A 26,472-nucleotide genomic window follows, 5' to 3' on the forward strand; every position below is an offset into this window, starting at 1 on the left:
GTGAGCCGGACCGGGCGCCCCTCATGAGACATCGAGCTGCGGGTTGACCGAACAACGGCTCTCGCTGAGCCAGGGAGCCGACGCCGAAGACGTCGGGGCGAGGTGGTGTGGCGGGCGGTGGGTCCGCCGCACCACCCAACCTGAGCGGGCAGAAAGCCGCATTGGCGCGTCACGCGTCCACCATTGCGGAGCCGTGCCCATAGCGTGCCCTTCAGAGCGGACAACCACGGTCAACAGCGGCGCCACAAGGCCCCCAAGCCTGCAAGCAGCACACCAAGTTCGCGCAGGTCAGGGCGTTTGACCAGTGCCGCCCCTGCGCGGCTGTGATCAGCTTGCCGACATCACCGGCGACGCCGCAGGCACACACGATGATGTACAGGAACGGCTTCTTGCTGGGGGTGGTCGGGTCGGTCACGCCGGGGCTCCCAGTCGACGACTGAATTCGGGCAGCTGCCGCAGCGTACGTCGACGGTGACGGGCGGCCATGTCGGCGACGAGGTCACGTACTGCCGGACGGCGGACATCCTGGGCAGCACAGCCTCAGCGATCTGAAGGGCGTGGCAGGCGTCAGCGAGGCGGTTCTGTCGACTGTAGGCACGGGCGGCCTCCACCCAGAGAGCGGCCCGGCGCTCGGGCACCGGGATCGGGCAGCGCATCAGGGGGCGCGCGGCTTGGAGGGCGCGGCCTGTGTCTCCCACGGCCACCAAGGCACTCACTTCGTGGAGGGCGACGTTGGTGGAGCTGAAGTTGGCCCAGGCATCAGGCCGATCGAGGCACACGTAGCGGGGCTGCCAGGTACTTCGGGGTACGGCGGTCGTAGGATCCCGCAAGCTGGTCAGCGGTGTGAGCCGAACCTGGTAGCGGCCGCACCCAGAGTTCCCACGCCGCTCCGCCGCAGGTCGGTGCAGTAGTCGCCCTTGAACGAGTTGGTGGGTCGCAGGAACGTGGAGTCGGCCGACACCATCCGTTCGACGGCGCCGGCCGCATCCGCCTGTATCTGGGCTGCCTTCAACGTCCGTTCGGAGGTACCGACGGCCGCCTGTCGGCGGGACCACGTGTGCGGGATATGCCCGGGAGCGGTAACGCCCTGGGCATATCCCGCCAGACCGAGCCCGTACGGAACTCTCACGCAACCCCGTTCAGGACCATCCTTTGACGACAGGCGCCTAGGCGGACGCCGACACGAAGACCGTCTGCGAGGCGGCCGACTGGAAGTTGTCGTCAGCGTCGAAGACGGCCCGGTAGTAGCCGGCGCCGCTCTGGTCGAGGTCCGCGGCGAAATCGTTGCCACTCCCGCCCCAGGAAGCCTCGACCGTGGTGAGCGTCGACCAATTCACGCCGTCGGACGAGTACTGGATATGTACGTGGATCGAAGCGGGCGTCCACCCGTCGGGGAAGTCGATGAGCCCTTCGGCATGGACCTGTCCCGTGTCGGAGCGGGCTGCCGTGAAGGCCGTGAATTTCGACGCCCGGTGCACGTGGACGACGTCGCTGGTACCGGTTCCGGCCTGGAGGAACGGGTCATCCGAGGTGTCCAGGGCCAGCTGGAAGTAGCCGCCCTGCCATGGCGTGTAGTCCATCGTGAAGGTGCCGTCGTCAGCGGTGGTGAATCGGCCCACGAGGTCGGTCTGCGCGTCGTCGGGGCCGAACAGGACACCCCCGGAGCGCCCGGCCAGCGGCACCCAGCCGTCAGCGGTCTTCTGCTCGACCTTGACGCTCAGGGTGACCGGTTGACGGAAGTCGATGTCGGTCGAACTCACCGTGGAAGTGAAACGGGTGGGAATCTGGTCGACACCGATCTGAACCGGCTCCGACTCCCCGTACAGCACCGTCGGTGTGCCACCGTCCATGCTGAACACGGCCTGGATCGGTGCGGCGGCGTCGAGCCCCACCGATGCAGTGAAGTGCCCCTTGGCGTCGGTGGTCACAGTGGTCTGCGTCCAGTAGTCGACATTGATCGCGACCTGACGCGCCGCGAGAGGTTTCACCTGACGGGTCGGCCACCGGCCGTACAGGGTCCCCTCCACCACTACGTCACGGTGTTCCCGGTCGATGGCGGTGCGGTCGACGGTGAGCGTGCCGAACTGCGCCACGACGTAGTAGGCGAAGTCCCCCGCCGACTGGCGCTGCACGTGGACGCCGTCGGCGTCCGTCACGTCCACGTCGATGCGGTAGGAGCCGAATTCCGGCAGCTTCAACGGCTTCTTGGTACGCCAGTTGCCGTCCTTACGGGTGCCGGAGGAGAGCCGGAAGTCCTTGGTCTCGATCTCGGCGACTTCGGTCTGCGAGGCGTACGAGACCAGGTGCGCCGTGATGCTCGTGATGTCGGCCCCGGACCGGGCATTGATCTGCAGGATCCCGAGGTCGTCCGACACGCTCCCCGCGTAGGTGACCTCCGGCTGGTCCGCGGCGTGCGCGGCTGTCACACCTCCCAGGCCGAGCGCGGCGGCCGCGACGGCTACGGTGACCCATCTTCGTATCCTCCACAACAACACTCTCGATCCCCACCTCTGACGCGTTCGAGACGGCGGGGATCCGCTCCGGAACGCCCGCCTGGCCGTCCGTCTTTATATCCACCACTCAGCACGAACGCACGGTAATTAGAAGTGGGCTGGGGGGACATCGGCCCGACCAAGTGCACTTGGACGGTGAAGACTTGGCTCTCTCGGTCGTCCGGCCCGTCCGGACGCGGGTGTCGTCTGTCCTCAGCGCGGAAACCCGCGGTCAACAGCGGCACAAACCGAGCCATACGATGCTCCAAAGATCCAGCATTACCAGGCAGTTGACGCCAGTGCACCAAATCAGTCCCTGCCCACCCGTTCGCCGCGATCTCATGCGTGGCACCATGCCTGATCACGGGCGAGCAAGGAGATCCCATGAACGATCAAGGCACCCCTGTTTCGGCGCCCGGCTTCAGGGCCGTCGCTGTTGATGCTCGCTGGCCGGAGTCACGGCAGTTCATGGGGGGCGGCGACAACCGAGTCACCGGGGACATCCATGTGTGCCTGTGGTTCGGCTCTGCGACCTATGACCCCCAGGTCGAGCACGTCACGGTGTTCAGCGCCTCCTCCGGTAACCCGAAGGCGGGCGAGGCCCTGGAGGACGCTTTGGAGGACTACCTTCACCCCGGTCCCGGTGAGGGACTTCCGGTCGGCCTGACGGTTCCCGAATCCGTCGCCATCGCCATCGCCGTAGACGGGAAAGCCGTCGCTTTCGAACTCTGGCGGAACAGCCGCCGCCCTTACTGGGTCGCTCGGGGGCGTGTCGAGGACACCGAAGTGGTGCTGTCCGGCTCCGAGGTAGAACCCAGCTCGCTGCGTCTCGTCCGCGTGAACGACCTGTCCGTGTACTCGGCCCCGGTCGCGTTCCTCCCGGCTCGAGAAGCGATCGCCATTGCCATGGGAAGCGATGTGCAGGCGGCGCCCGGCCGGCGACTGCAGGTCGAGGAGGCGGACGCCGCGCTGCGGGCCCTGAGCGACATCGCCGCCCGGGGTGCCGCTCTCGGGGGGCCCAGCCACGAATTGCACGGCGACGAAGCGGACACGGTGATGCGCGCTCTGCGCCATCTCGGACAGGATGCCGGCCCCACGGGAGGAACGAGAGCAGAGAGCTGATCAGCTCTCTCCGAAAGTCGGCCTAAGTCCTAGGGGCGGCGGCCGTACGGCTGAGCGCATCCGGCCGCTGTCCCGTCCCCCGTTCGACCGGGTGCTACTCGATGGTCCAGCCGACGCTGCCGACACCCGTGCTGTACCAGGCACAGGTGGCGGAGGACTGGCCGTACTGGCCCGGGTTCAGGGTGACCCAGTCACCGGAGACGTCGGGGGCCCGGCCGCAGACGACCTCGGCGCGGAAGCGGATCGTGCGGTCGCTGTTGTTCGTGCAGCTGGCGATGCCCCGGTCCGTGTCGACACCGTGGACCGCGCCACGGCAGTCGACCGAGCCCGCGGCGGACGCCGGGGCGGCCATGGCGCCGACGGACAGGGCCACCGCCGAAACGGTGGTGGCCAGACCTGCGGCGAACATCCTCTTACTGACGAACATCGTCTTACTGCGGATCAATTTCGTGCCCCCGAGAGGTTGCGGTTTGCATGTGCTGACCTCAGTGAAGGGCACGGGGGCGGCCCCGGGTACCTGACATCTGTCAGGGTGCCCAGGTAGGGCAGCACGCCCTGCGGTTCGGGTCAGTGCCGTTCCGGATCGAACTCCAGCACCTGTGTGAGTCGGATGTTGTTGCCCGACGGGTCCCGGAACGATGTGTCGATTCCGTACGGCTGTGTCGTCGGCGGGTCGTTGAACTCGACGCCGCGGGCGGACAGTTCGTCGTACGCGGCCTTGCAGTCGTCGGTCTCCAGGAACAGCGTGCCGCCCGCGCCCTTGGCCACCAGATCCGCCAGCTGGGCACTGCTCTCCTCGTCCAGCATCGGCTGCCCCGGTACCGGCATCAGCACCAGCGCCGGACCGTCCCCGCCGGGCGGGGCGACGCACAGCCACCGGAAGCTCCACGCCTCCATCGTCACGTCCGCCCGCACCTCCCAGCCGAGTTTCTTCGTGTAGAAGTCGAGCGCCTCGTCCTGGTCATGCACCCAGAACTGCGCATTGGCGATCTTGATCGTCGTCGTCATGGTCGCTCCTCGGTCGGTTGCCTGGAATCGACGCTAGGCAGCGGGCGACGCGGTGTCTTCTCGAAACGTGCGGTTCCGCGGCCGTCCATGGGCCATCGCCACACAGCGGGGGATGCGCACATGCCGTGCGGCGGGCGGGTGCGCCGCACGGTACGCCTGCGGGGTCCTCCCGTACATCCTGCGGAAACTCGTCGTGAAGGAACCGATGCTCCGCGCGCCGACGGCCACACCGATCTCGGCCACCGTCCAGTCGGTCGCGAGCAGCAGGGCGGCGGCCCGCTCCAGGCGACGGGTCAGCAGGTACTGGTGAGGCGACTCGCCGAACGCGGCCTTGAAGCTGCGGCTGAAGTGGGCCGGGGACAGCGCGGCGGCCGCAGCCATATCGGCCACGGTGAGTGCCTCGGCGTAGCGGGCGTCCGCGAGATCCCGGGCGCGGAGCAGATGACGAGCGATCGGAACGTGGACCACAGATCCCATTGTGCGCTGTCACCGGGTGCTCCCTTTCAGGCGCTCAGGCGGGGGGCCGCCCGCCTGAGCTGTCCGGATGCCCGTCGGCTCGGCGTTGTCAGTCGGCGGAGGCCATGAAGTGCAGCATCCTGCGGTTCATCTCCTGCGCGTGGTCGATCTGCGGTCCGTGCCCGGTGCCGGTGATGATCTCGGCACGGGCGCCCGGGATCAGGCGCGGAACGCGCTCCATCTGCCGCTCGGGGTGCAGGAGCAGGCTGCGCTTGCCGAGCACCAGATAGAGCGGTGTGCGGATGGTGGACAGTTCGGTCTCGGAGAGGGGAAGCGGGGCCGGGCGACGGATGCGGTAGGCGCGGACGGCCGTCCTGATCATGGTGCGCAACTCGGGCATGACCAGGACCGGTTGTTCCAGCCAGGCCGCCAGTCGCGGGCGGAGCGCTCTGGGGGCGAAGCTCGCGAAGAGGCCGGCGAAGAGCCAGACGAAGAAGCGAAGCCCCACCTTCTCCAGGCCGCCCGGGTCGAGCAGGGTGACCGAAGCGAGGCGTTCGGGCCTGCGGTGCGCCTGGTTCAGGGCGAGCCAGCCTCCGTAGGAGATGCCGACGAGGTGGACGCGTTCGAGCCCGAGCCCGGCGAGCGTCTCGTCCAGCCACTGTGCGGCCCGTTCGGGCTGGTGGATCGGCTCGCGCTGCACGCTGCGTCCGGGGTCGCCGGGGGTGTCGACGGCGTAGACGGAGCGGTCGGCGCTGAGGTCGGGGGTGTTCGGGTACCACATGGCTGAGCAGGAGCCCGCTCCATGCACCAGGACGACGGGGGTGCGGGACCGGGCCGCGGGATCGTCGGGCCCGTAGAGGTACACGCGGGTGGTGCCGAACGCGGTTTCCACGTCCTGCTCCGCCAGGGCGGGTGCGCCCAGCGCGTAGACGGCGTCACAGGCGGCGAAGTAGCGGTCGCGCCAGGCGTCGCTCACATAGCGGCCGACGTCGGCCTGGGTGCGGGCAGTGGTCTCGGACACGGCCACCTCCGGAGGCTCGGTTTCGTGGTACGAACGTATTACGAAACGTATCACAGTCTTGATACGGCTGTACCATGAAGCGGCCCGGTGCGGGCCCGGCGGACGATGAGTGGAGGACGAGGCGATGCCCAAGCGGGTGGACCATGCGGAACGGCGTACCGAGATCGCGGAGGCGCTCGTCCGGGTCGCCGGGCGGCGCGGGCTGCATGCCGTGGGGATGCGCGATGTGGCAGCCGAGGCAGGCGTGTCACTGCGGCTGGTGCAGTACTACTTCGAGACCAAGGAGAAGTTGCTGCTCTTCGGGCTGGAGCACCTGACCGGGAAGTTCGGGGAACGGCTCGCCGCCCGCATCCGGGCCGCCGGGGACCGGCCGGGGCCGCGGGCGATGGTCGAGGCGCTGCTGATGACGGCGCTGCCGACCGACGAGGAGAGCCGCGTCTTCCACCACCTCTACACCTCGTACGCCGTTCTGGCCGTGACCGACCCGACGCTGGCGGCCCAGCCCTTCATCAGGGACCCCGACGCAGCCGAAGGCGCCCTGACCGACATCCTCCGGCAGGCGCAGGCCGCGGATCTGCTGCGGCCCGGTGTGGACGCGCAGTTGACGGCGGCCGGGCTGCTCGCGATGTCCGCGGGTCTCGGCACCGGCATCCTCGTCGGTCAGCGCAGCCCCGAGTCCGCCGTCGCGGTCCTGGACGACCATCTCGACCGCATCTTCCGCTCGGTCGATACGGCGGGTTGATGCGGCGGCCGTTCGCGGTGGCAGTGACCCGAGCCGACACCCGGCATCATGGCCCCGACTAGGGTGCTCGCATGGCGGAGGCGGCGGAAGCAGCGGAAGCGGCGGAGACGAGGCGCTCGCCCAGGCAACTCGGCGAACTCACCGGCGTGTACGACTTCCTGGAAGAAGTACGGCTCCGTCCGGGCATGTGGGTCCGCCACCGTTCCTTGCAGCACCTGGACTCCATGCTCACCGGCTATCGCGTCGCCCTGGGAGTCCATGACATCGCGGAGCCGTTCGACTTCTGGAACCCCGGCGGCGCCCAGCGCCCCTTCTCCGAGTGGCTGTGCCGACGACTCGGCCGCGAGTCCTCCCTTGGCTGGGCTACGGAGATCGAGCGCGAGGCAGAGCGATCGGGCAGGCCCGCGATGGAAATGTTCTTCGAGTTCCTGGACGAGTTCCGTGGACTCGACCACCAGCCCCACGCGGCCGACTGAGTGCCGTGCATGAACAGGACCAGCGCGACCGTTTCGAATCCGCGCTCGGTCACGACCTGCCGGCACGCCGCGGGCGGGACGACCGGGTTGAAGTGAGCCCCGGAGACCGGCGTCCTCGGTCAGTTCGGTGGCCTGGATACCCGAGCCGACCACCACCGTGACCAGGGCGGCCGAACCGACGGCCTCGGCGAGTTCCGGCGCCCGAGGGATGTGCTCACGCGGTCGCCTCGGGCTTCTGCGCGGTGGTCAGGAACGTCGTCTCGGGCTTCTGCGCGGTGGTCAGGAACGTCGAGAGCCGGTCCAGGGTGGTGGGCAGCACCCAGTAGTAGACCCACGTTCCCCGGCGCTCACAGTCGATCAGGCCCGCCTGCCGGAGCAGCTTGAGGTGATGCGAGATCGTGGGCTGGGACAGATCGAACGCCGGGGTCAGGTCGCACACACAGACCTCGCGGCCCGCCCGCGACGCGATCAGCGACAGCAGACGGAGCCGTACCGGGTCACCCAGCGCCTTGAAGATCTTCGCCAGGTCGGCGGCCTGGTCCTGGTCCAGCGGCGCGGTCAGCTGCCCCGGGCAGCAGTCGGCGGACTGTCCGTTCTGACCGAGCACCACAAGTTCTTGCTTCGACATACTTCTATGTTGACGAATGTCGATTCAGGGCGCAAGCTTGTATTGACAGTCTTCAATGCAAGCAGAGGGAGTCATGCCATGTCCCGTGCTCAGCTCGCCCTGCGCGTCAGCGACCTCGAAGCGTCGATCGCCTTCTACTCGAAGCTGTTCGGCACCGAACCGGCCAAGCGGCGCGAGGGGTACGCCAACTTCGCCCTCGCGGAGCCCCCGCTCAAGCTCGTCCTCATCGAGGGCGGGCCCGGCGAGGAAACCCGCCTGGACCACCTCGGTGTCGAGGTCGAGTCCACCGACCAGGTCAACGCCGCCACCACTCGGCTCAAGGACGCCGGTCTGGCCACGTTCGAGGAGAACGACACCTCCTGCTGCTACGCCCTCCAGGACAAGGTGTGGGTCCACGGCCCCGGCCGGGAGCCCTGGGAGGTGTACGTGGTCAAGGCCGACGCGGACAACCTCGGCAAGAGCACCAACTCCGACTCCGACGCCACCGGGAACGGATGCTGCACCGGCCAGGCCGCCGAAGCGGAACCGGCCACCGCGGGATGCGGCTGCGGCTGAAGCGGCCAAGGGGCCGGTATCGGGTATCTCAGGTCAGGTTCTGCGCCGCGTACAGCGCGCCGAGCGCTGCGGCGAGTGCTCCGAGCAGGAGGCGGAGCGTCCTCTCGGGCAGGTGGGGCTGGAGCCGAGCTCCGAGGTATCCGCCGATCAGCCCTCCGGCGCCGCAGGCCAGCCCCAGCCACCAGTCAGGGGCGACCGGGCCGGGGCGGGCCATGGCCAGCACGGCGTACGTCGCCGCTCCGACGACGGACGTGGTGAACGTCGCGGCGAGAGTGGCCGGTGCGATGCGGCTCAGCGCCATGCCGCGGGCGGCGAGGATCGGGCCGAGCAGTGAGCCGCCGCCGATTCCGTAGATGCCGCCCACCACTCCGACGGTCAGGGCGAGGGCGGCGAGTGCGCCCGGGGACGGCTCGGCGGTGCCCGATCGTGGTCGGCTGCGCGCCGGTCGCCGGGTACGGACGCACAGCCACACCCCAAGGGGCAGGAGCAGGGCGGCGATCAGCAGCCGGAAGACATCCGGGCCTGGCAGGACGAAGACACGGACGGCGGCGCCGGCCATGACGCCCGGGAGCGTCCAGGCGACGAGGCGGCGGGTCAGGCTGCCGTGCAGAGCGCCGTCACGGCGGTACCGCCACAGGGCACCGGGCCCCGCCACCACGTTGAACAGCAGGTTCGTCGGGGTGACCGCGGGGCTGGGCACGCCCAGGACGCTCAGTTGGACCGGGAGCAGGAAGACCGCCCCGGACACACCGACCGGCGCGGTGACCGTCGAGATCAGCAGACCGGCGACGAAGCCCGCCCAGATCGTCCAGTCCGCTGCCATTGCCGCTCCCGCCGCTCGATCACCTCGGCAGTATCGAGGTCCACCGGGGTCGAGGAGCGGCCGGCAACGAGATGTTCATGAACCCGGAGCGGCGGCACGCCGCCCAGGCCTGTTCAGGACGCCGAGGTCACACCCGTCGTGCTCGCAGGATGCGTTCCATCCTGGCGTCCAGCTCCGCGCGTTCCCGGACCGTGCGTTCCGCCTGGGCCGTTCGGTAGTGGTGTTCCAGGGCCTGCATACGGTCACGGGTGTCCAACTCGACCTGGTGGCGCTGTACGTCGTGTTCCATCCGCGCGCACTCGTGCCGTACCTGGAGTTCGTCGGTGTGCAGACGGCGGGTGGCCTCGAAGCGGGTGCCGAGGACGGTGTCGTACATCGTGCTGCCGCTCATGAACTTGGCCAGGACGGGCAGCGCGTCGAAGCCCAGGAGCAGCAGGTGCAGGACGATCGTCAGGAACAGTGCGAAGCCGTCCGAGCCGGCCACCTGCGTCAGGCCGTGTGCCCGGGTCAGGATGCCGTCCGTGTCCAGGTCGGCCGCGCGCTTCTGGGTCTTGGTGTCGATGGCCTGCTGGAGCAGGGGCTGGTAGGTGTCCGCGGCCTTGTTCTTCTTCTCCGCCAGGCGCTGCCCCTCGGCCCGCAGCGTCCCGAGCTGCTTCTCGTACGTGCCGATCTTGCTGGTCCTGCGGTACGCGGAGGAGTCCGCACGGGCCCGTTCGCAGGTGATGGTGACGTCCCGGACCCCGTTCCGCCAGATCCAGTTGTCCGGACCGCACAGCCGCTGCTCGGTCTCCATCTTGTCCTTGAGCGTCCCGTTGACCGACGTGACCTGAGCGGCGAGGGCCTTCGTCCGGGACTCGTTGCTCGCTATCTGCTCGGCCAGTTCCGCCGGCGAGCCGGCCACCTTGAGCTGGTAGCGGCGGCACTCCGGGCGGTCGGCCGTGGACGCGCCGCCCGTCGGGTTGCAGGCGACGAGCATGCCCCGGTAGTCGGCCACCTTCTGGTCGTTGCCGACCGAGATCTCCTGGCGGATCTCCTTGTCGAAGATCTGGAACAGGATCGGCTCGGCGATGAACAGGCCCAGCAGCACGGACAGCACCAGACGCAGCCCGAGCGACCACTTCTTGACGGCCGTGCCATGGGTGCTGGAGACCAGCCAGCTGTCCATCACCAGCACGACCCAGAACCAGACCGCGGCGACCGCGAGCACGGCCGGCAGAGGCAGATCGGAGCGGAAGCTGCCGAGCGCCAGGGCCATGGACAGGGCGCCGACCATGGCCGTGTTCAGGACGATGGCGCCGTACCAGGTGTAGCGCGTGCGCTCCTCCGGCACCCAGGCGAGGAGTTCCTCCCGGATACCGATCAGGCCGCGCAGCCGGGCGGCCGGGCCGGTGGCCGGCGCGATGGGCCGGATGGAGCCGCGGTCGTCGTCGTGCCCGGCCCTGCCGGGGCTGTCGGCCGGGCGCAGCGGGGTGTCAGTGGCCAAGGCTCGCCTCCGAATCCGTGCCCCCGAGGTCGAGGTCGCCGTCGTCGTAGTCGATGTCGATGTCGGCGTCGCCACCCCGGCCGGTCCGGTCGGTCCGGTCGGTCCGGTCGGTCCGGTCGCCGGGTCCGGACGCCTCGGAGGAGCCCTCCAGCTCGCCCTTCACCTCGTCCTTCGGCACCTCGTTCCCGCCGCCCCGCTGCTTGTACGGCATGTCGCTGACGCCGTTGATGAACTCGCCCGCGTCCCGCATCGCGCTGTCGAACAGGCCCCGGTCGATGGCCTGCCGGCTCAGCTGGGCCTTCACCCCGAGCACCTCCCTGTCCCACTCGCGTTCGTCGCGCTGCAGTCGTTCGGCGTCGGAGCGCTCCTCCTGACGGCGGCGCAGCGCGTCCTGCTGCTCCAGCTCCCAGCGGCGGGCCTCCTCACGCCGCCAGAACTCCTCGTTCTCCCGCTCCTCCGCGCGGTCCAGTTCGTGGCGCCGGTCCGTGCGCTCGACGTTCCAGCGCTCGTCCTCCCGGTCGAGGGCCCGCTGCTGCAACGCCGCCTCACGGTCGGTCTGCCGGCGGGCGTCCAGCCGCTTGGCGAGTTCGTCGGCGGTGATGTCGCCGTTGCGCCAGGCCAGGAAGTCGGCGGCGCTCGGGTCCTTGCCGATCAACTCGAAGTCATCGGCGAGTTCGGCGCGCGTGAAACGGTTGCGCTGGGCCTGGAGCGTGAGTTCGTGGTGCTGCTCGTCGGCGCCGGCCCGGTGCCCGTAGTCGCGCTGGAGCGTCTCCTCCTCCTGCCGGTTGCGCTCCTTGGCCAGGGCGGTGGTGTTCCGCAGCTCCTCGCGCTTGATCTCCAGCTCGGTCTCCAGCAGGGCGCGGCGCAGGGCCGCCTCCTGTTCCCGCTCCTCCCGGTCCCGCGTCCAGGCCAGTTTGCGGCGGTCGTCGTCCTCCTTCGCGAGGGCGTCGGCCAGCTCCTTCGGCGTGAGGACCTCGACCACTCCGTGCCGGGCGCGCAGCCCGGACAGTACCGCCGGGCGCATCTCGTGGAAGGCGGTCAGCCGGGCGTCGATCCGGTCGCGTACGGCCAGCGAGTCGACGATGGGCAGGTCGCTGCCGTCCTCCACGAGGCCGGGCACCGCCCGCAGATGGCCCAGGAGCAGCGCCTCGACGTCGGTGATCCCGTCACGCACGACCGCGCACGCGTCGCTGACGGTGCAGTAGAAGGTCGTCCGTACGGTGAAGTCGCCGGCCTCGGCCGACGGGATTCGGGTCTCCACCACGACGGGCACCTCGACCCGTCGGTCCACGACGGTGACCGAACTGGCGCCGATCACGGTGGGGTCGTCGGGCCGCAGCTGCCCGTGGTCCTCGACGTACTCCCCGCCGACCCGGAAGACCCGCACATGGTGCCCGGCGAGCCGGGGCAGTTCGTCGTCGGGCCGCATCACGCGCCGGCCCAGGAAGCCGCCGCGCTTCTCCGCAGGTCCGTACTCCCGCTGCTCGACGAGCGGGTATTTCTCGGCCATACCTATCAGTCCTCCGTGCTCAGTACGGCGTCAAGGAAGATGTCCAGCAGGGGGGAGGGCGCCGGCGTGGCCGGCGCGGTGCGGGCCACGGTCGATGCCAGGCCGGCCCGCAACGCCGGGCGTTCGTCCGGCGGCAGGGCGGCGCCGACGGCCGCGCCGAAGCGGGCGGCGACCGGCTCGGGTTTCTCGGACACGGCGGGCAGTGCCCGCAAGGTGGCGTGCAGCCCGGCCAGGGCACGGGTGCGGCGGGGCAGGCTGCCCAGGACGCCGGCCCACAACTCGCCGATCTTCTCGGTCTGTTCGGGGCTGTTCACCAGGACGTCGGCGCAGACCGGGCGTCCCGTGCGCGCGTCGCGGGCCCGCAGGACGGTCAGGGTGGCGTCGAGGATGCCGTCCTTGAGGCGGCCGGCCAGCATGTCGCGCTGGGCGCGCAGCCGGTAGGCGAGCGGCCGGAACACCGCGCCGGTGTCCTGCCGGCACTCCGCGAGTACGGCGACGAGTCCGGCCAGCGCGAAGGCCGCCTCCGCGCCGCGGCCGTCGCCGCGCCCGTTCAGCTGCAGCAGGGTGGACACGGCATCCGTGGGAAAGCGGACGCCGAGCGCGCCGCTGAAGGCGGCGGTCGCCGTCGAGCGCAGCTGCGGGTCGTACGCGCGGGCCCAGCCGCGGGCCACGCCGAGCGCCACGGCGGCGAGGCTCTCGTCGAGGCACATGCACTGCAGCACCAGCGTGGCCGTGGTCTGCCCGGCGGGGCCCGCGGCTCCGGACGCCCAGCGGTGCAGACACTCCCCCGCGACGAACTCGTCGAAGGCGGACGGTGTGAGCAGCGCCAGCCCCTGGGCGACGGAGAGCTGCGTCTCCAGGCCGGCCCGGCCTCCGCGCAGCAGGTCGGTCAGCCAGTCCCGCACACCGTTCCAGTACTGCGTCGGGCGCCTGGTCCACAGCTCCTTGAGCACCCACTGCCGGTACTGCGGGTGCGGGAAGACCAGCGCGGCGCGGGTGAGCGCGCCGTCCTTGCGCTCCTCGACGGCGACGAGGCTGTTGCGGGTCAGCGACAGACGGCGGTCGGCGGCGCGCCGGGCGGCCGCGAGTGCCGCCTCCTCGTCGGCCGGCTCCGGAAAGGCGCGGGCCACCCTGTGCTCCAGGTGCTGCTGGCAGGTCTCGAAGTCGCGGTAGCCGGCGCCGTTGATGAAGGCCAGCGTGGTGACCTCGGCCCACTCCTGCGGCAGGCGCTCCTCGGCGAACCAGTCGCGCACCGGTGCCGCAGCGCTGTTGCCGTACTCCGTCCACACCATGTCGGGCTCGGCGCCCCGGCCGATCCGGTCGGCGGCCGCGACCACTTCCGCGATACGGCATCCGGCGGGCATCAGCTCCACGGCCCGCTCGATGGTCTCCGGCTCGCACTCCGTGCGCGTGAGCCGCACCCGCAGCACCGCCGCCAGATCCGGTGTCTCCCAGGGCACATGCCGTACGGACTCAAGAGCCCGGCCCTGCACCCCGTGCACGGTGGTCACCACCAGGTGGGCCCCGTGCTCGCGCACGGTGTCCCGCACGCGCCGCCAGTCGAAGTCGGCGGTGGCGGACGGGTTCTCGTGCATCCGGTCGAGCAGTACGTAGCCGACGCCCCGGGCGAACTCCACGCGGCCGTTGGCGAGTTCCTCCAGGCTGCGGCCCGGTGAGAGCACGACGTACTCGCTGCCCTCGGCGACGGTGGCGACGAGGGCGACGGCCGCGGCCCGCTTGCCGGTGCCGGGCGGACCGACCAGGACCACCACGCCGTCGCGCTGCAACGCTGTCACGGCCTCCTCGAAGCAGTCGGGCTCGACGTACGAGGCGATCACGGCGTCCGCCTCGCCGGCGTCGAGCCGGCCCACCGCGCGGCGGCGGGCGTTGGCGGAGTCGGCGACGCCGATGCCGAAGTGGATCTCCGGGGCGTCCAGGGCGCCGAGGAAGTACTGGTTGACGTTGTTGTGGTGCACCTGGCTCGCCGCGGCCCGGGTCTCCTCCCCGGCCTTCTTCCGCCCCACCGGGTCACCTGTGCCTTCGCCGTCGGAGGCGGAGGTCCTGTCGGAGGCGGAGGTCTTGTCGGACTCCTCGGGTTCCCCGGACTGCTCGGGTTCCCCGGCCTCTTCGACCTCTTCGGACTCTTCGGCCGCAGTGGGCTCCGAGGGCTTCTTGGATTCGTGGGGCTCCGGCGGGCCGTGCTCGCCGTCGGCGGGCGGATTTCCACCCCGGCCGGCCTGTTCGCTCTCTTGCTCGTCCATCCTCAGCCGTCACTCGGTTCAGTCGGATTCAGTTGTGGATCCCGAAGACGGCACGCTGTGTGTTGACGGTTCCGTGGATGACGTTGACGACCGTGGTTTCCCGGGGAGTTGGAGCACTCTGGGGGAGCGCGCCGGAACTTTCACCACCCCCGCCGTCCACGGAGCCGCCGTCCACCGAACCACTGTCCTTGGAACCTTCGCCCCGGCCGCCCTCGCCCCGCTCGTCCCCCAGATCCAGCGCCCGCAGGTCCACCCCCGGCACCCAGATCCAGGCCCGCCCCGCGTACTCCTTCTCGGCGATCCGCACCTCGCGGAACTCCTGCGCCCGGAAGGTCGTGTACGCCTCCCGCACCACGTCGTTGAAGACGGTCGCGGAGACCGCCACGGCCAGGCAGGCGTCCGGCACGGCGGCCAGGGCCGACCGCAGCACCGCGCTGTCCAGGATCCGTCCGATCTCGACGGGCGCCCGGCCCACGAAGCCGGTCGGCGCCGGGGAGGCCGTACCGAAGTGCACGGCGGCCCTGAGCCGAAGCCATGCCTCGGGCAGTCGGCCGTGGTTGAACGCCCGCAGCCCGGCGTCCAGTTGACGCATGAACGGATCGACCAGGTCCGGCTCGGAGGCCCCGTCCGGCAGCACCGCGAGCACCGAGTCACCGCCCTCCTGCGTCTCCCACCGCTCCCGCTCGAGGCCGACCGTGTCGGCGGCCTCGGCGAGCAGGCGTTGGATCGCCTCCTGGAACTGGCGCTGCGTCAGTATGTCGACACCGCCGTATCCCTTGGCATCGACCGCCAGCAGCAGTCTGCGACCGAACGTTCCCATGATCGAACTCTCCGCTCATTTCCTTGGAGTCACGCTCCATGGCCGTACGTCCAGGGCACGTACTGGACACACCGGCGTCCGCTCCCCCCACACGCGGACGCCGGCACGCCAGTCGTACACGTCTCGTCCGTGGTGAGACCCCGTCGAAATACGGGATGCGGAAGGGGGCGGAAACATACTGCGGGTGACAGAAGTTACGGGCTGGTACAACTCCGGCGAGGTCGATTACCGGTCATACGAGATCCGGCATAAATGCGGGATCCCGAGGCCGGGCCCGGTGCTTACTGGTGTCCCGGCCGGACCGACCGTCGCAGGAGGAACCCTCATGCCGTCCAGTGGTACCGACCCGCAGAGCCGTCCCGAGCAGTCCATGTTCGGCGCGCTGCAGGCCACGCATCAGCACGCCGACACCAAGGCCGGGATCCTGGCCGCCGCGCAGGCGGCGATGGTCGGGACCGCGGGATCCTGGAGCGGGCATGCCCTGCACACCGTGCAGGGCGGCGGTATACGTGGCGTAGTGGCCGGAAGTCTGCTGCTCGTGTTCGTGGCCGGGCTCCTGGGCGGCGCCGCGTTCCTGGCCGCGACCCTGGTTCCCCGGGTGCTGCGTCCGGGCGGCGTCAACCGCTACAGCTTCGCCCATCTCGCGGCCGGGCCCGACCTCCTGCCGCCTGCGGGCCGCGACGACGAAGGAGAGCAGCTGCGCCAGGAGTTGTCGTGCACGATCCGCTTTCTGGCGGGTGTGGCCCTGCGCAAGTACCGGTGCCTGACCGCGGCGGTGCTGTGCACGGCGGCGATGGGCATGAGCGCCGGGCTGCTGGTGCTGGCCCGTCCTCTGCTGGCCTGACGCGCGCGCAGGGGCGGTCCGGTGTCACTCCGGCGGCAGGTCCGCCAGGCGCTTCAGCCCGGCCAGATCGCGGATCGTCGTCGAGCGGTACCCGGTCTCCAGCAGTCCGTTCAGGCGCAGTTCCCTGAGGCCCTTGTGGATCGTCGTCTCGGCGGCTCCGGTGAGCGCGGCGAGTTCCGGCTGGGTCAGCCGGCAGCCGATGACCACGCCGCCGTCCGTCTCATGGCCGTAGGCGGTGGCCAGCTCCGCCAGGAGCCGGGCCAGGCGGACCTTGGCCGGGTAGCCGCGGAAGTCCAGGCGCCGGCGGTTGGCCCAGCGCAGTCGGTCGGCGATGATCCTGGTCAGCGCCACGGACACCTCGGGGCGCCGGATCAGCAGCTCGTGCAGCGTGCCGGGCTGCAGCACCCGCGTCGTCATCGGACCGCAGGCCGTCACCGTCGCCGAGCGCGGCGCCGAGCCGTCCACGGCCGCCATCTCGCCGACGGTGTCACCGCCGACGCGGACGGCGAGCAGCGAGGTCTCGCCGTTCTCCACCCGTGCCGTCACCTTGGCGAAGCCGGAGAGCAGCAACAGGGCGTGCCGGTCGGTCGCGCCCTCGCTCAGCAGTATGTCTCCGGCCTCGAACCGCTTGTGCACGCCCGATTCGATCAGTTCCTGCCGCACCGGCGGCGACAGCACGCCCAACAGGCTGCGCGCGGGCCATTCCGCGGAGCTGTACGCCATGAGCGGTCCCCCTGACGGTCGGCGAACACTCAGAAATCCTGCCCGCCCCCGCGCGCCCCCGCGACCGATCCACGCAATCGACCCGCCGCCCCGCTCGCGGCGGACTCCCCTCCGCGAAACCCTCACCCCGGTGGACCGGGCACCGCTGCCCGCGGACGGCAGGCCCTACGCTGATCCCCGTGACGCAGGCAGGCGCTGGGAAGGGTGATCGGCGATGACGCCCCTGAGCACCGGGGATCCGGAGTCCATAGGCGGGTACACCCTGCTCGGGCGGCTCGGGGCGGGCGGCATGGGAGTCGTCTATCTGGGGGTCTCCGCCTCGGGACGGCAGGTCGCGGTCAAGCTCGTGCGCGAGTCGTATGCCCAGGAGGAGGAGTTCCGCACCCGCTTCCGGCAGGAGATCGCGGCGGCGCGCAGAGTGAGCGGCGCCTTCACCGCGCCCGTCGTGGACGCCGACCCGGACGCCGAACGACCGTGGATGGCGACGCTCTACGTGGAGGGGCCCACGCTCGCCGAAGTCGTGGAGAAGGACGGCCCGTTGAACCAGCGGGAGCTGCGCACGCTGGGGCTGGGGCTCGCCGAGGCACTGCGCGACATCCACCGGGCGGGCCTGGTGCACCGGGATCTCAAGCCGGGCAACGTCCTGATGACCGGGGACGGGCCGCGCGTCATCGACTTCGGCATATCGCGCGCGTCGGACAACCAGAGCCTCACCGTGACCGGGCGCATCATCGGCACTCCGCCCTTCATGTCGCCGGAACAGCTGGCCTCTCCCCGGGAGGTCACCCCGTCCTCGGACGTGTTCTCACTGGGGTCGCTGCTGGTGTTCGCGGCCGTCGGCACCGGCCCGTTCGACGCCGACAGCCCCTACATGACCGGCTATCAGGTACTGCACGAACCCCCGGACCTCGACGGGGTGCCCGAACCGCTCCTGGGCGTCGTCGAGCGCTGCCTGGACAAGGACCCGGCCGCACGGCCCGGGCCGGCGGACCTGCACCGCCTGCTCCAGGCGCTTCCGCGGTCCGACGCCGCCGCGCCCCCGAAGGCCAGGGAGCCCGCCGCGAAACCCCGTCCCCGCCCCGCCCCTTGGGGCACGGCCACCGCCGCCACGGGCGCCGCCACCCGCATCGGCGGGCCACGCCGCCCCCGGATGCTGCTCGCCGCCCTCGTCACGGCGCTGGCGGTCACGGGGCTCGGGCTCGGGGTGGCCGCCTTCGTGGCGGGCCAGGACTCGACCGCCACCGCCTCCGACGCCCAGAGCGCCTCCACGACCCCCGCCCGTGCCGCGTCGCTGCCCGACGGCTGGCGACCGTGGCGCACGGCCCTGCGCAAGGAAGTGAAAGGCGTCCCCGTCGACTACCAGACCCTCGGCTGTGTGACGAACGGGAACGCCCTGTTCTGCGGCGGGACGGGCTTCACGGTCGCCAGGATCGACACCGCCTCCGGCCGCATCCTGTGGCGGGCCGGCACCCGCCCTCAGGGGGTGCGGCCGATCGGCGTTCGCGACGGGTCGGTCTACGCGTACGAGGATCCGGACGACAAGACCAGACGCGTCGTGGCCCTCGACGCCACCACCGGGAATCGCCGGTGGCAACGCGACATCAGCAAGTCCGAGGACGCGCTCCTCTACGACGGCGGGCTGCTCACCCTGTCCCCCGACCACTCGTCGTTCGTCGCGTACGGGCCCTCCGGCAAGGAGCTGTGGCAGGCGCCCTCGCTGGACGAGTACTGCACCACGTCGGTCCTGGGACGCACCCCGTACGCCCTGTGCACGGCGGCCACCGAGCCCGGGCAGGCCCCGGTCGACCTGATGAGGCTCGGTCCCGGCAGCCTGACCGAGATCGCCACCCTGCCCAAGAAGATGGAGGCGCTGGGCGCGGTCGGCGGCAAGCCCTTGTTCCTCGCCCCCCAGACCGCGAAGGACGTCTACGAATCCGGCTACGAGCGGCCGTACAACGCGCTGCTGCGGGTGGACCCGGAAACGGGGCAGGTCCGCCGGACACCGCTGGCACGCCCACTGACCGGCGCGGCCACCCTCGTCGACGGCGTCGTCTACTTCGTCAGGGCCAACGGGTCGGTCACCGCGGTGGACGCGAACAGCGGCAAGCAGCTCTGGCAGCGGGCGACGGACACGGAGAGCCTGTCGGCGCCCGTGGTGTCGGCGACGTACGAACGGGTCTATTTCTCCAACCGCTTCGGCCGCCTGCTGGCGCTGGACGCCCGCACCGGTGCGGAGGTCTGGCGCACCTCCGCGCTGGACGACCCCGGGGACAAGGCGCAGGGCACGCCGCCGCGCGTCCTGCTCGTCAAGGACGCGATCGTGGCAACCGCCGGCGACACGGCCTTCTCCCGAGGCCCTGACGGGTAGCCGAGGTCTGCGTTGCCGCTGGTTCGTTTCCGGGGTCGGCGGGGGTGAGTTCGCAGGTGTCGGTCCTCGTGGTTCCGTCCTGTCCCGTCAGCTTCACGGTGACCTTGCCGTCGGGGTCCTGGCTGTAGGCGATCGTGCAGGTCAGCTGGCGCAGGGCGGTGCTGTCCAGGCCCTTCAGGGCGAGGGGCAGGCGGGTGGTGACCCGGCCGTCGGAGGAACGCTCGACCTCGATCGTCCCGCCGGAGCGGACGGTGGGGAGTGCGGTGGTCAGGCCGGCGGCCCGGTCGTCGGCCCGGGGGCCGTCGAGGAGTGCCGAGACCACCTTCGCCGTGGGTACCGGGCCGGTGGGTTCGTCGGCGTTCTGGGCGCCGGAGCCCGATTCGACGTATCCGGCGCCGACCTCGGTCGAGGACTCGATCAAGGGCTCGGTCGTCCGGATCACGGGGGTCAGTCTGCCGTCGGGGGCGCGGAAGAAGAGCAGCATGTCGAAGTCGCGGTTGAAGAACGCCTGGAAGCTGGCGGGGCCGCCCGCCTCGATGACGTCGGTGTCCTGGATGCCGCAGCCGCCGAGCAGCGGCAGAGCGGCGGCTACGGCAACGGCCCCCGCACGTCGGTGCGTCCGCGCACGCCTCACCCGCCGGCCTCCTCCGCGTGAAGCGGTATCTCGATCGTGAAGACGGCACCGCCACCGGGCCGGTTCCCGGCGCGGATCGTGCCGTCGTGCAGCCGCACGTTCTCCAGGGTGATCGCCAGACCCAGGCCGCTGCCCGCCGAGCGGGTGCGGGCCGCGTCGGCCTTGTAGAAACGGTCGAAGATATGCGGAAGGACCTCGGGGCGGATGCCGGGGCCGCTGTCCATGACCTGCACGATCAGCACGGGCGAGCCCCCCGTCGAAGCGCCCGCCCGTATCTCGGTGCGCAGCCGCACCGACACGGGCGCACCCCCGTGCCGCACCGCGTTCCCCACCAGGTTGGCCATCACTACGTCGAAGCGGCGGAGGTCGAGGCGGGCGCGGATGCCGTCGGGGAGGTCCGTGTGGATGCGGGCGTCGGTCCAGTGGCGGTTGTGGAGGGTCTTGCGGATGGCCTCGGCCACATCGACCTCGTCGGCGTTCAGTTCGGCCGCGCGGGCGTCGAAGCGGGAGATCTCGATCAGGTCCTCGACGAGTACAGCGAGTTTCCCGGTCTCCGCGCTGACCAGACGGACCGCTCGGGCGGTGTCCGCGTCCAGGGCGTCCGCGTCCTCGTCGAGGACCTCGCTCACGGCGAGCATTCCGGCGAGGGGGGTGCGCAGTTCGTGGGAGACGTCGGAGGCGAAGCGGCGGGCGCGGGCCTCCGCCTCACGCAGTTCCCGTACCGATCTCTCCAGTTGGGCGGCCGACTCGTTGAAGGTGTGGGCCAGATCCGCGAGTTCGTCGCTGCCGCGTACGGGAATGCGGGTGTCGAGTCTGCCGCTGCCCATGCTGCGGGCCGCCTGACGCAGTTCCCGTACCGGGCGCAGCACGCTGCGTGCGGCGATCAGGCCGGGGATCAGCGCGACGGCGAGGCCGGGCAGGGCGCCGTCCCGGGCCGCCATGAGGAGGGCGTCGACGTTGACCTGCTCGTCGGTCATCCGCATGACGGCGTAGAGGACGAGTCCGCTGGGCAGCACGCTGTCCGGGCTCGTCTTGAAGACCATCGGCATCGCGATGGTGAGGTACGGGACGCCGTCCTTGACCACCCGCTCGAAACTGCCGTGGGGATCGGCCCGTGCGGCGCGGCGCAGTTCCGGGGTGATCACGGTGGAGACGGGGTTCTCACCGGAGGAGGCGCGGACGGAGCCGTACTCGGCGAACACCACCCAGGGGTGCGGCTTGCCCTTGCGGGCGATGTCGCGCAGGACTTCCTCCAGGCCGCCGCCCTCCTCCCGCACCGGCAGCCCGAAGCCCGTCTGCTGGACCTGGTCGCGGAACGACGTGACCGCCGTGTCCTGGGCGGTCTGCAGCACCGCGGTGCGGGCCTCGCGGTAGGTCAGCGCGGCCGTCGTGCCGGCGCTGACGGCGGCGACCAGCAGGAAGGCCAGGAGGAGTCTCGTGCGCAGGCCGAACGCCCGGACCCGCCGCGATCGCTGAGGGCCGGTGCTCACAGCGGTCCGAAGCGGTAGCCGAAACCCCGCAGGGTCTGGACGTAACGGGGTCTTCCGACCTCGTTCTCGATCTTGCCGCGCAGCCGGGCGACGCAGGCGTCGACCAGCCGGGCGTCCGCGTGGTAGCTGTGCTCCCAGACGTGCTCCAGCAGTTGCTGCCTGCTGAAGACCTGCTCGGGGGCGGCGGACAGATGCAGCAGGAGCTTGAGTTCCGAGGGCGCGAGCGCCAGGGGGCGGCCGGCCTTGACGACGGTCAGGCCGACCCGGTCGATGGTGAGTTCGCCGTGGACCTCGATGGCCTGGCGGGGCGGGCCGCCGTCGTCCAGGCGGCGCAGTACGGCACGGATCCGGGCCTCGATCACCTCGGTGCGGGCGGGCTTGACGATGTAGTCGTCGGCGCCCGCCTCCAGGCCGATGACCACGTCGAAGTCGTCGCCGCGCGCGGTGAGCATGATGATCGGCAGCTGGCTGTGCTCGCGGACCCGGCGGCAGACCTGGACGCCGTTCATCCCGGGCAGCATCAGGTCGAGGAGCAGCAGATCGGGGCGGAACTCGGCCATCGCGGCGAGGCCGGCCTCGCCGGTCGCGGCGGCCCGTACCTCGTGGCCGCGGCGGCGCAGACCGAGTTCGACGCCCTCGCGTACGGAGGGGTCGTCCTCGATGAGGAGCACGCGGGACATCGGCGGTTCTCCCTCGGTGGTGGTCAGGGACGGGACAGGCGCCGGCGCAGACCGGCGAGCAGCGCCTCCAGTTCGGTGAGGCGCAGCGGACGGGCGAGCAGGGCGAAGGTGAGGACGACGGCGGTGGCGCCGGCAACCGTGGAGACCATCGCTCCGGCCGGTGCGGTTCCCAGGACCGCGAAGTGGGCCAGCGCGGTCGCGGGCAGGGCCGCCAGCAGCAGCCGTACCTGGGCGCCGACGGCGGACGAGCGCAGGAGGCGCGGCACGGCCAGCCGGCGGCTCAGCACCCGGGCCGTCACCGCCCAGCCCGCGCACAGCGCCAGCGAGTACGCCGCCGCCATGCCCGTCACCGCCCAGCGGGCCGGCAGCAGATGGGCGGCGGCCAGGGACAGTCCCGCGTTGAGGGCGACGATCACGAGGTTGAGCAGGAACGGCGTACGGGTGTCGGAGAGCGCGTAGAAGGCGCGGGAGAGGACGTACTGCCCGGACAGGGCGATCAGGCCCGGCGCGAAGGCCATCAGGATCCCGGCCATGGCGGCCGTGTCGGCGGCGCTGGTCCTGCCGTATCCGAAGACGAGGGCCATCACCGGCTGGGCGAGGGCGAACAGCGCGCAGGCGGCCGGTACGACGGCCGAGGCGCTGACGCGCAGGCCGTGGGAGACGTCGCGCCGCACTGCGGCGGTGTCCCCGTCGGCGGCGGCCGCGCTCATCCGGGGCATCAGCGCGGTCACCACGGAGACGGTGATGATGCCGTGCGGTACGACCCACAGGGCATAGGCGTTGTTGTACGCGCCGTATCCGGGGCCGCCGCCCAGGCCCGCGGTCGTGGCCAGCCTGGTGGTGACCCAGTAGGCGGCCTGGTTGGCGAGGACCAGCAGCACCAGCCAGCCGGCCGCGCGCAGGGGGCGGGTCAGTCCGCTGCCGCGCCAGTCGAAGCGGGGCCGCCAGCGGAAGCGGGCCGCGCGCAGGGCGGGGACGAGGGCGAGCGCCTGGACGGCGATGCCGGCGGTGGTGCCCCAGCCGAGGACGGCGGTCTCGGTGGTGGTGAGGGCGCCGCCGCCGCGTCCCATGGCCAGGGCCAGGTACAGGCCGAACACGGCCATGACGACGAGGTTGTTGAGCACCGGCGCCCACATCATCGCGCCGAACCTGCCCCGCGCGTTGAGTATCTGCCCGAGCAGCGTGAACAGTCCGAGGAAGAAGATCTGGGGCAGGCAGTAGCGGGCGAAGGCGATGGTCATGGCCGCCTGGCCGCCGGTGTAGTCGGTGTACGCGTCGACGATCGCGGGCGCCGCCCAGACCGCGGTCGCGGTGATCGCCAGCAGGGCGACGACGCACACGGTGACGAGCCGGTCGGTGTACGCGGCTCCGCCGTCGTCGTGCTCCTTGGCGGCCTTGACCAGCTCGGGCACGAAGACGGCGTTCATCGCGCCGCCGAGGAGCAGCATGTAGACGATGGTGGGCAGGGCGTTGCCGACGGCGTAGCCGTCGGGAACCGGCCCGATGGTGCCGATCGCGGCCGCGACGACGGCGGAGCGGGCGAACCCGGTGGCGCGGGAGACGAGGGATCCGGCGGCCATGACGGCGCTGCCGCGGGCGGTGGAAGTCTTCGTCTCCGTGCCCGCCGGCGTCGTGGTCTGTCTCATCGGCGGTTCAGATACGCCTGGAAGGCGCGGTAGAGCGTGTGGTTGGCGCTGCCGCCCATGGGTCGCTCCCATTCCCCCAACGTCTCGACGACCTGCCCTCCGGTGCCGAGCTTCCAGCGCAGCAGTCCGTACGCACGTTCGTCCGGATCGAGAGTGGAGGGTACCCCGCGCATGTCGTAGACATCGGCGCCGAGCACGTGGGCGTCCTGCAGCATCCGCCACTGCAGGGCGTTGGAGGGCCGGACCTCGCGGCGGTGGTCGGCCGAGGCGCCGGTCTGGTACCAGGTCCGGCGGCCCACCGTGATCATCGTGTGGGCGGCCAGGATCTCTCCCCGGTGACGGGCGAGGTACAGCTTCATCCGGCCCGGTTCCTCGGCGTTGAGCGCCGCGTACTGGCGCTCGTAGTAGGCGAGCGAGCGGCCGGGCCGGAAGCCGTCGCGCCGCTCGGTGATGCCCAACAGGCGGTAGAACTCGGGGAGTTCGGCCGCGCTGCCCACCACGACCTCGACGCCCTCCTTCTGGGCGCGGCGGACATTGCGGCGCCACTCCTGGTTCAGGCCGGACCACAGGTCCTCGGTGGTGCGGCCGGCGAGCGGCACCTGGAAGACATGGCGGGGCTGGGCGTCGCCGTCCCCGCCGGCTCCGGTGCCGTCGCCGCCGCAGCGGCGCCAGTCCCGGGCCCGCAGTCGCTCGGCGACGGCGGTGCCGAGCGGGTCGACCTCGCTGGCGAGGACGTCGCCCAGGCGCCGGCCGGGGCCGGTGAGCGGCTTGAGCCGGGCGGCGTCCCAGCGCCGGTAGGCGGGCGAGGGGCCGATGCGTACGGCGAAGGCGCCCGCGCCGCGCAGATGGTCGAGCAGCGGGTCGAGCCAGTCGTCGATGTCGGGGTCGCTCCAGTCGGCGACCGGGCCTTCGGGGAGGTAGGCGAAGTACCTGCGGGTGCCGGGGAACTGCCGCAGCAGGACCAGCGCCACGCCGGTCAGTTCGCCGGCCTGCGGGTCCGGTCCCCAGCCGAGCAGCTGGGCGCGCCAGCCCTCCTTGACGTCGGCCCAGGACGGGCACTGGAGGAAGCCGGCGCCGAGCGCCGCGCCCTCGGGGGACGCGAGGAAGGCGCGGTAGGTCTTGGCGGTGATGGTGCGCAGGACGGAGCCGGGGTGCCGTGCCCGGCGTGAGCGGCTGGGCGGAACGAGCAGCGCTGACACAGTCTGAGCCTCTCCTTCTCCCCGGACCTGTGGCGGGGACACAAAGGAGGCTCACAGCGGTCCATGACCGCTCCGTCCGGTGAATGTGACGGGACCATGACCGTTCCTCACCAGTCGCCGTCACATCGCTCCACAGCGGCTGACCTCGGGTTTTACGGCTCTACAGTCACGACATCGCCGACTCTTCCACGCTGTTTCGTCCTCCCGGAGGTCCTGTTGTCGCGCATCCGTGTACTCGCCCGTGCCCGCGTCCGGGCCGCCGTGGTGGCCGCCGCCGCGGGCGCTCTGCTGACGCCGCTCGCGGCCTGCTCGTCGAGTGGCTCCTCCGGTTCTCCGGACGCCGAGGCGAAGCCGGGCGCCGAGGACCGTCCGGTCACGGTCACCGTCACGCCCAGGGGAGAGAAGGTCCCGGCGGGCGAGCCCGTGCGGGTCACGGCCGAGGGCGGCCGGCTCACCTCGGTCACCGTCACCGACGGCGAGGGCCACAAGCTCGCCGGCAAGGCCGCCGCCGACGGCCGGTCATGGGTCTCCGACCGCAAGGCCGTGCCCGGCGCGGCGTATGCGGTGAAGGCCGCGACCCGGAGCGAGGGCGGCACCGCCAAGAGCACCGAGGCGTCCTTCACCACGGCTCCGGCCGGCAAGGTCAACAAGGTCGACTGGCGGCCGGGCACCGGCACCACCGTCGGCGTCGCGCAGCCGATCTCCCTGGTCTTCGACAACCCGGTCAGGAACCGGGCCGAGGTCGAGAAGCAGCTCAGGGTCACCACGTCGAACGGCACCGAGGGCTCCTGGGGCTGGATCCGCGACTTCTCGGGCCGGGACCGGGTGGACTGGCGGCCCAAGGCCTACTGGAAGCCCGGCACGAAGGTCACTTTGAACGCCGAGCTGAACGGCACCGACTCGGGCGCGGACGGCGGCTGGTTCGTACGGGACTACACGACCACCTTCACCATCGGCGCCCGGCAGATCGTCGAGGTCGACCTCGACAGACATCGGCTCACCCTCGTCCGCGACGGCGAGACGGTCCGGCGCATACCGGTCTCCGGCGGCACACCCGGCGGCGACAAGCGCTCCTGGCGCGGAACCGCCGTGCTCATGGCCAAGGAGGGCACGATCAACATGAACTCCGAGACCGTGGGCCTCGGCGACGCCTACGACAAGATGGTCGACCACTCGATGCGGCTGACTTGGTCGGGCATGTACGCGCACGCCGCCCCGTGGAACGCGCGCTACTTCGGCAACTCCAACCACAGTTCCGGGTGCATAGGGATGAGCGACGCGGACGCCGCCTGGTTCTACGGCCAGGTGCGGCCCGGTGACCCCTTCGAGATCACCGGCAAGGACACCAAGGGCGTGGTCGATCCCGGCAACGGCTTCGGCGCGTGGAACCTGTCGTGGAGCGAGTGGCGGCACAAGAGCGCGCTGCGCTAGATGTACTCGGTCATGACTTTGGTGACAGTCGGGTGATCGGTGGCTGGCCGCCGAGCGCAG

Annotated in this window: 24 protein-coding genes and 3 pseudogenes; 7 read left to right on the top strand and 20 right to left on the bottom strand. The window is 71.1% G+C overall.

Features of this window, described 5'->3' with window-relative positions; genetic code table 11:
- Positions 1 to 301: 301 nt before the first annotated feature.
- The 3 genes and pseudogenes from ACFPQ9_RS11780 to ACFPQ9_RS11790 form a co-directional block, all read right to left on the bottom strand.
- Positions 302 to 415 (bottom strand): annotated as a pseudogene (locus tag ACFPQ9_RS11780) (flavoprotein); the annotation flags it as partial.
- Positions 412 to 846, bottom strand: a pseudogene (locus ACFPQ9_RS11785) (hypothetical protein); the annotation flags it as partial. The pseudogenes ACFPQ9_RS11780 and ACFPQ9_RS11785, both read right to left, overlap by 4 nt.
- A gap of 320 nt (positions 847 to 1,166) precedes the next feature.
- Positions 1,167 to 2,426 (bottom strand): hypothetical protein, encoded by a 1,260-nt coding sequence (locus tag ACFPQ9_RS11790; RefSeq protein ID WP_380850926.1) that lies wholly within the window; start codon positions 2,424 to 2,426, stop codon positions 1,167 to 1,169.
- A gap of 411 nt (positions 2,427 to 2,837) precedes the next feature.
- On the opposite strand from ACFPQ9_RS11790, the gene ACFPQ9_RS11795 reads away from it, so the two are divergent.
- On the top strand, positions 2,838 to 3,614 hold the full coding sequence (locus ACFPQ9_RS11795; RefSeq protein ID WP_380850929.1) for a hypothetical protein: 777 nt from the start codon (positions 2,838 to 2,840) through the stop codon (positions 3,612 to 3,614).
- A 94-nt stretch (positions 3,615 to 3,708) separates the two neighbouring features.
- On the opposite strand, the gene ACFPQ9_RS11800 is transcribed toward ACFPQ9_RS11795, so the two are convergent.
- The 4 genes from ACFPQ9_RS11800 to ACFPQ9_RS11815 form a co-directional block, all read right to left on the bottom strand.
- Positions 3,709 to 4,041 carry a hypothetical protein gene (locus ACFPQ9_RS11800; RefSeq protein WP_380850932.1) on the bottom strand — a complete coding sequence of 111 codons (333 nt, stop codon included), beginning with the start codon at positions 4,039 to 4,041 and terminating at the stop codon, positions 3,709 to 3,711.
- Positions 4,042 to 4,181: 140 nt separating this feature from the next.
- Positions 4,182 to 4,622 (bottom strand): VOC family protein, encoded by a 441-nt coding sequence (locus ACFPQ9_RS11805; RefSeq protein WP_380850935.1) that lies wholly within the window; start codon positions 4,620 to 4,622, stop codon positions 4,182 to 4,184.
- Between the two features lie 33 nt (positions 4,623 to 4,655).
- Positions 4,656 to 5,099, bottom strand: a complete 444-nt coding sequence (locus ACFPQ9_RS11810; protein ID WP_380850938.1) for a helix-turn-helix domain-containing protein — start codon at positions 5,097 to 5,099, stop codon at positions 4,656 to 4,658.
- A gap of 88 nt (positions 5,100 to 5,187) precedes the next feature.
- Entirely contained in the window at positions 5,188 to 6,099 is a 912-nt protein-coding gene (locus ACFPQ9_RS11815) for an alpha/beta fold hydrolase (RefSeq protein WP_380850941.1), read from the bottom strand.
- Between the two features lie 124 nt (positions 6,100 to 6,223).
- On the opposite strand from ACFPQ9_RS11815, the gene ACFPQ9_RS11820 reads away from it, so the two are divergent.
- Entirely contained in the window at positions 6,224 to 6,841 is a 618-nt protein-coding gene (locus ACFPQ9_RS11820) for a TetR/AcrR family transcriptional regulator (protein WP_380850944.1), read from the top strand.
- 71 nt (positions 6,842 to 6,912) lie between these two features.
- Positions 6,913 to 7,317 (top strand): hypothetical protein, encoded by a 405-nt coding sequence (locus ACFPQ9_RS11825; RefSeq protein ID WP_380850947.1) that lies wholly within the window; start codon positions 6,913 to 6,915, stop codon positions 7,315 to 7,317.
- A gap of 99 nt (positions 7,318 to 7,416) precedes the next feature.
- On the opposite strand, the pseudogene ACFPQ9_RS11830 reads toward ACFPQ9_RS11825, so the two are convergent.
- Both ACFPQ9_RS11830 and ACFPQ9_RS11835 read right to left on the bottom strand, forming a co-directional pair.
- Positions 7,417 to 7,527: pseudogene (locus tag ACFPQ9_RS11830) on the bottom strand (aquaporin family protein); the annotation flags it as partial.
- Between the two features lie 4 nt (positions 7,528 to 7,531).
- Positions 7,532 to 7,945, bottom strand: a complete 414-nt coding sequence (locus ACFPQ9_RS11835; protein ID WP_380850949.1) for an ArsR/SmtB family transcription factor — start codon at positions 7,943 to 7,945, stop codon at positions 7,532 to 7,534.
- 78 nt (positions 7,946 to 8,023) lie between these two features.
- Here ACFPQ9_RS11835 and ACFPQ9_RS11840 point away from each other — a divergent pair, with 78 nt between their 5' ends.
- Positions 8,024 to 8,500: an ArsI/CadI family heavy metal resistance metalloenzyme gene (locus tag ACFPQ9_RS11840; protein ID WP_380850952.1), complete on the top strand. Its 477-nt coding sequence runs from the start codon at positions 8,024 to 8,026 to the stop codon at positions 8,498 to 8,500.
- A 28-nt stretch (positions 8,501 to 8,528) separates the two neighbouring features.
- Here the strand turns inward: ACFPQ9_RS11840 and ACFPQ9_RS11845 are convergent, their stop codons facing one another.
- From ACFPQ9_RS11845 to ACFPQ9_RS11865, 5 genes are all read right to left on the bottom strand, one after another.
- Complete coding sequence (locus tag ACFPQ9_RS11845) at positions 8,529 to 9,323, bottom strand: sulfite exporter TauE/SafE family protein (protein ID WP_380850955.1); 795 nt, start codon at positions 9,321 to 9,323, stop codon at positions 8,529 to 8,531.
- Between the two features lie 127 nt (positions 9,324 to 9,450).
- Positions 9,451 to 10,806 carry a DUF4407 domain-containing protein gene (locus tag ACFPQ9_RS11850; protein ID WP_380850958.1) on the bottom strand — a complete coding sequence of 452 codons (1,356 nt, stop codon included), beginning with the start codon at positions 10,804 to 10,806 and terminating at the stop codon, positions 9,451 to 9,453.
- Positions 10,796 to 12,316: a coiled-coil domain-containing protein gene (locus tag ACFPQ9_RS11855; protein ID WP_380850960.1), complete on the bottom strand. Its 1,521-nt coding sequence runs from the start codon at positions 12,314 to 12,316 to the stop codon at positions 10,796 to 10,798. Before ACFPQ9_RS11855 ends, ACFPQ9_RS11850 begins: the two co-directional genes overlap by 11 nt.
- A 5-nt stretch (positions 12,317 to 12,321) precedes the next feature.
- Positions 12,322 to 14,577, bottom strand: a complete 2,256-nt coding sequence (locus tag ACFPQ9_RS11860; protein WP_380850962.1) for an nSTAND3 domain-containing NTPase — start codon at positions 14,575 to 14,577, stop codon at positions 12,322 to 12,324.
- Between the two features lie 28 nt (positions 14,578 to 14,605).
- Positions 14,606 to 15,397: a hypothetical protein gene (locus ACFPQ9_RS11865; protein WP_380850964.1), complete on the bottom strand. Its 792-nt coding sequence runs from the start codon at positions 15,395 to 15,397 to the stop codon at positions 14,606 to 14,608.
- Positions 15,398 to 15,722: 325 nt separating this feature from the next.
- Here ACFPQ9_RS11865 and ACFPQ9_RS11870 point away from each other — a divergent pair, with 325 nt between their 5' ends.
- Positions 15,723 to 16,241 carry a Pycsar system effector family protein gene (locus tag ACFPQ9_RS11870; protein WP_380850966.1) on the top strand — a complete coding sequence of 173 codons (519 nt, stop codon included), beginning with the start codon at positions 15,723 to 15,725 and terminating at the stop codon, positions 16,239 to 16,241.
- A 24-nt stretch (positions 16,242 to 16,265) separates the two neighbouring features.
- Here the strand turns inward: ACFPQ9_RS11870 and ACFPQ9_RS11875 are convergent, their stop codons facing one another.
- The gene (locus tag ACFPQ9_RS11875) at positions 16,266 to 16,964 is read right to left on the bottom strand and encodes a Crp/Fnr family transcriptional regulator (protein WP_380850968.1); all 699 of its coding nucleotides are present in this window, start codon (positions 16,962 to 16,964) and stop codon (positions 16,266 to 16,268) included.
- Between the two features lie 214 nt (positions 16,965 to 17,178).
- On the opposite strand from ACFPQ9_RS11875, the gene ACFPQ9_RS11880 reads away from it, so the two are divergent.
- Entirely contained in the window at positions 17,179 to 19,332 is a 2,154-nt protein-coding gene (locus ACFPQ9_RS11880; protein ID WP_380850971.1) for a protein kinase domain-containing protein, read from the top strand.
- Here the strand turns inward: ACFPQ9_RS11880 and ACFPQ9_RS11885 are convergent.
- The 5 genes from ACFPQ9_RS11885 to ACFPQ9_RS11905 are packed head-to-tail and all read right to left on the bottom strand — an operon-like array spanning position 19,271 to position 24,981.
- Positions 19,271 to 19,966: a hypothetical protein gene (locus ACFPQ9_RS11885; protein WP_380850973.1), complete on the bottom strand. Its 696-nt coding sequence runs from the start codon at positions 19,964 to 19,966 to the stop codon at positions 19,271 to 19,273. The genes ACFPQ9_RS11880 and ACFPQ9_RS11885 overlap by 62 nt on opposite strands.
- Positions 19,963 to 21,456, bottom strand: coding sequence for an ATP-binding protein (locus ACFPQ9_RS11890; RefSeq protein ID WP_380850976.1), 1,494 nt, complete (start codon positions 21,454 to 21,456; stop codon positions 19,963 to 19,965). The genes ACFPQ9_RS11885 and ACFPQ9_RS11890 overlap by 4 nt, the downstream gene beginning before the upstream one ends.
- Positions 21,453 to 22,136, bottom strand: a complete 684-nt coding sequence (locus tag ACFPQ9_RS11895; protein WP_380850979.1) for a response regulator — start codon at positions 22,134 to 22,136, stop codon at positions 21,453 to 21,455. Before ACFPQ9_RS11895 ends, ACFPQ9_RS11890 begins: the two co-directional genes overlap by 4 nt.
- Positions 22,137 to 22,159: 23 nt before the next feature.
- Positions 22,160 to 23,782: a murein biosynthesis integral membrane protein MurJ gene (murJ, locus tag ACFPQ9_RS11900; RefSeq protein WP_380850982.1), complete on the bottom strand. Its 1,623-nt coding sequence runs from the start codon at positions 23,780 to 23,782 to the stop codon at positions 22,160 to 22,162.
- Positions 23,779 to 24,981 (bottom strand): lipid II:glycine glycyltransferase FemX, encoded by a 1,203-nt coding sequence (locus tag ACFPQ9_RS11905; RefSeq protein WP_380850985.1) that lies wholly within the window; start codon positions 24,979 to 24,981, stop codon positions 23,779 to 23,781. Before ACFPQ9_RS11905 ends, murJ begins: the two co-directional genes overlap by 4 nt.
- A 216-nt stretch (positions 24,982 to 25,197) precedes the next feature.
- On the opposite strand from ACFPQ9_RS11905, the gene ACFPQ9_RS11910 reads away from it, so the two are divergent.
- Positions 25,198 to 26,412: a L,D-transpeptidase gene (locus ACFPQ9_RS11910; protein WP_380850988.1), complete on the top strand. Its 1,215-nt coding sequence runs from the start codon at positions 25,198 to 25,200 to the stop codon at positions 26,410 to 26,412.
- Positions 26,413 to 26,472 lie beyond the last annotated feature (60 nt).

Origin of the sequence: Streptomyces coerulescens (assembly GCF_042657965.1) — a bacterium.
Lineage (GTDB): Bacteria > Actinomycetota > Actinomycetes > Streptomycetales > Streptomycetaceae > Streptomyces > Streptomyces coerulescens.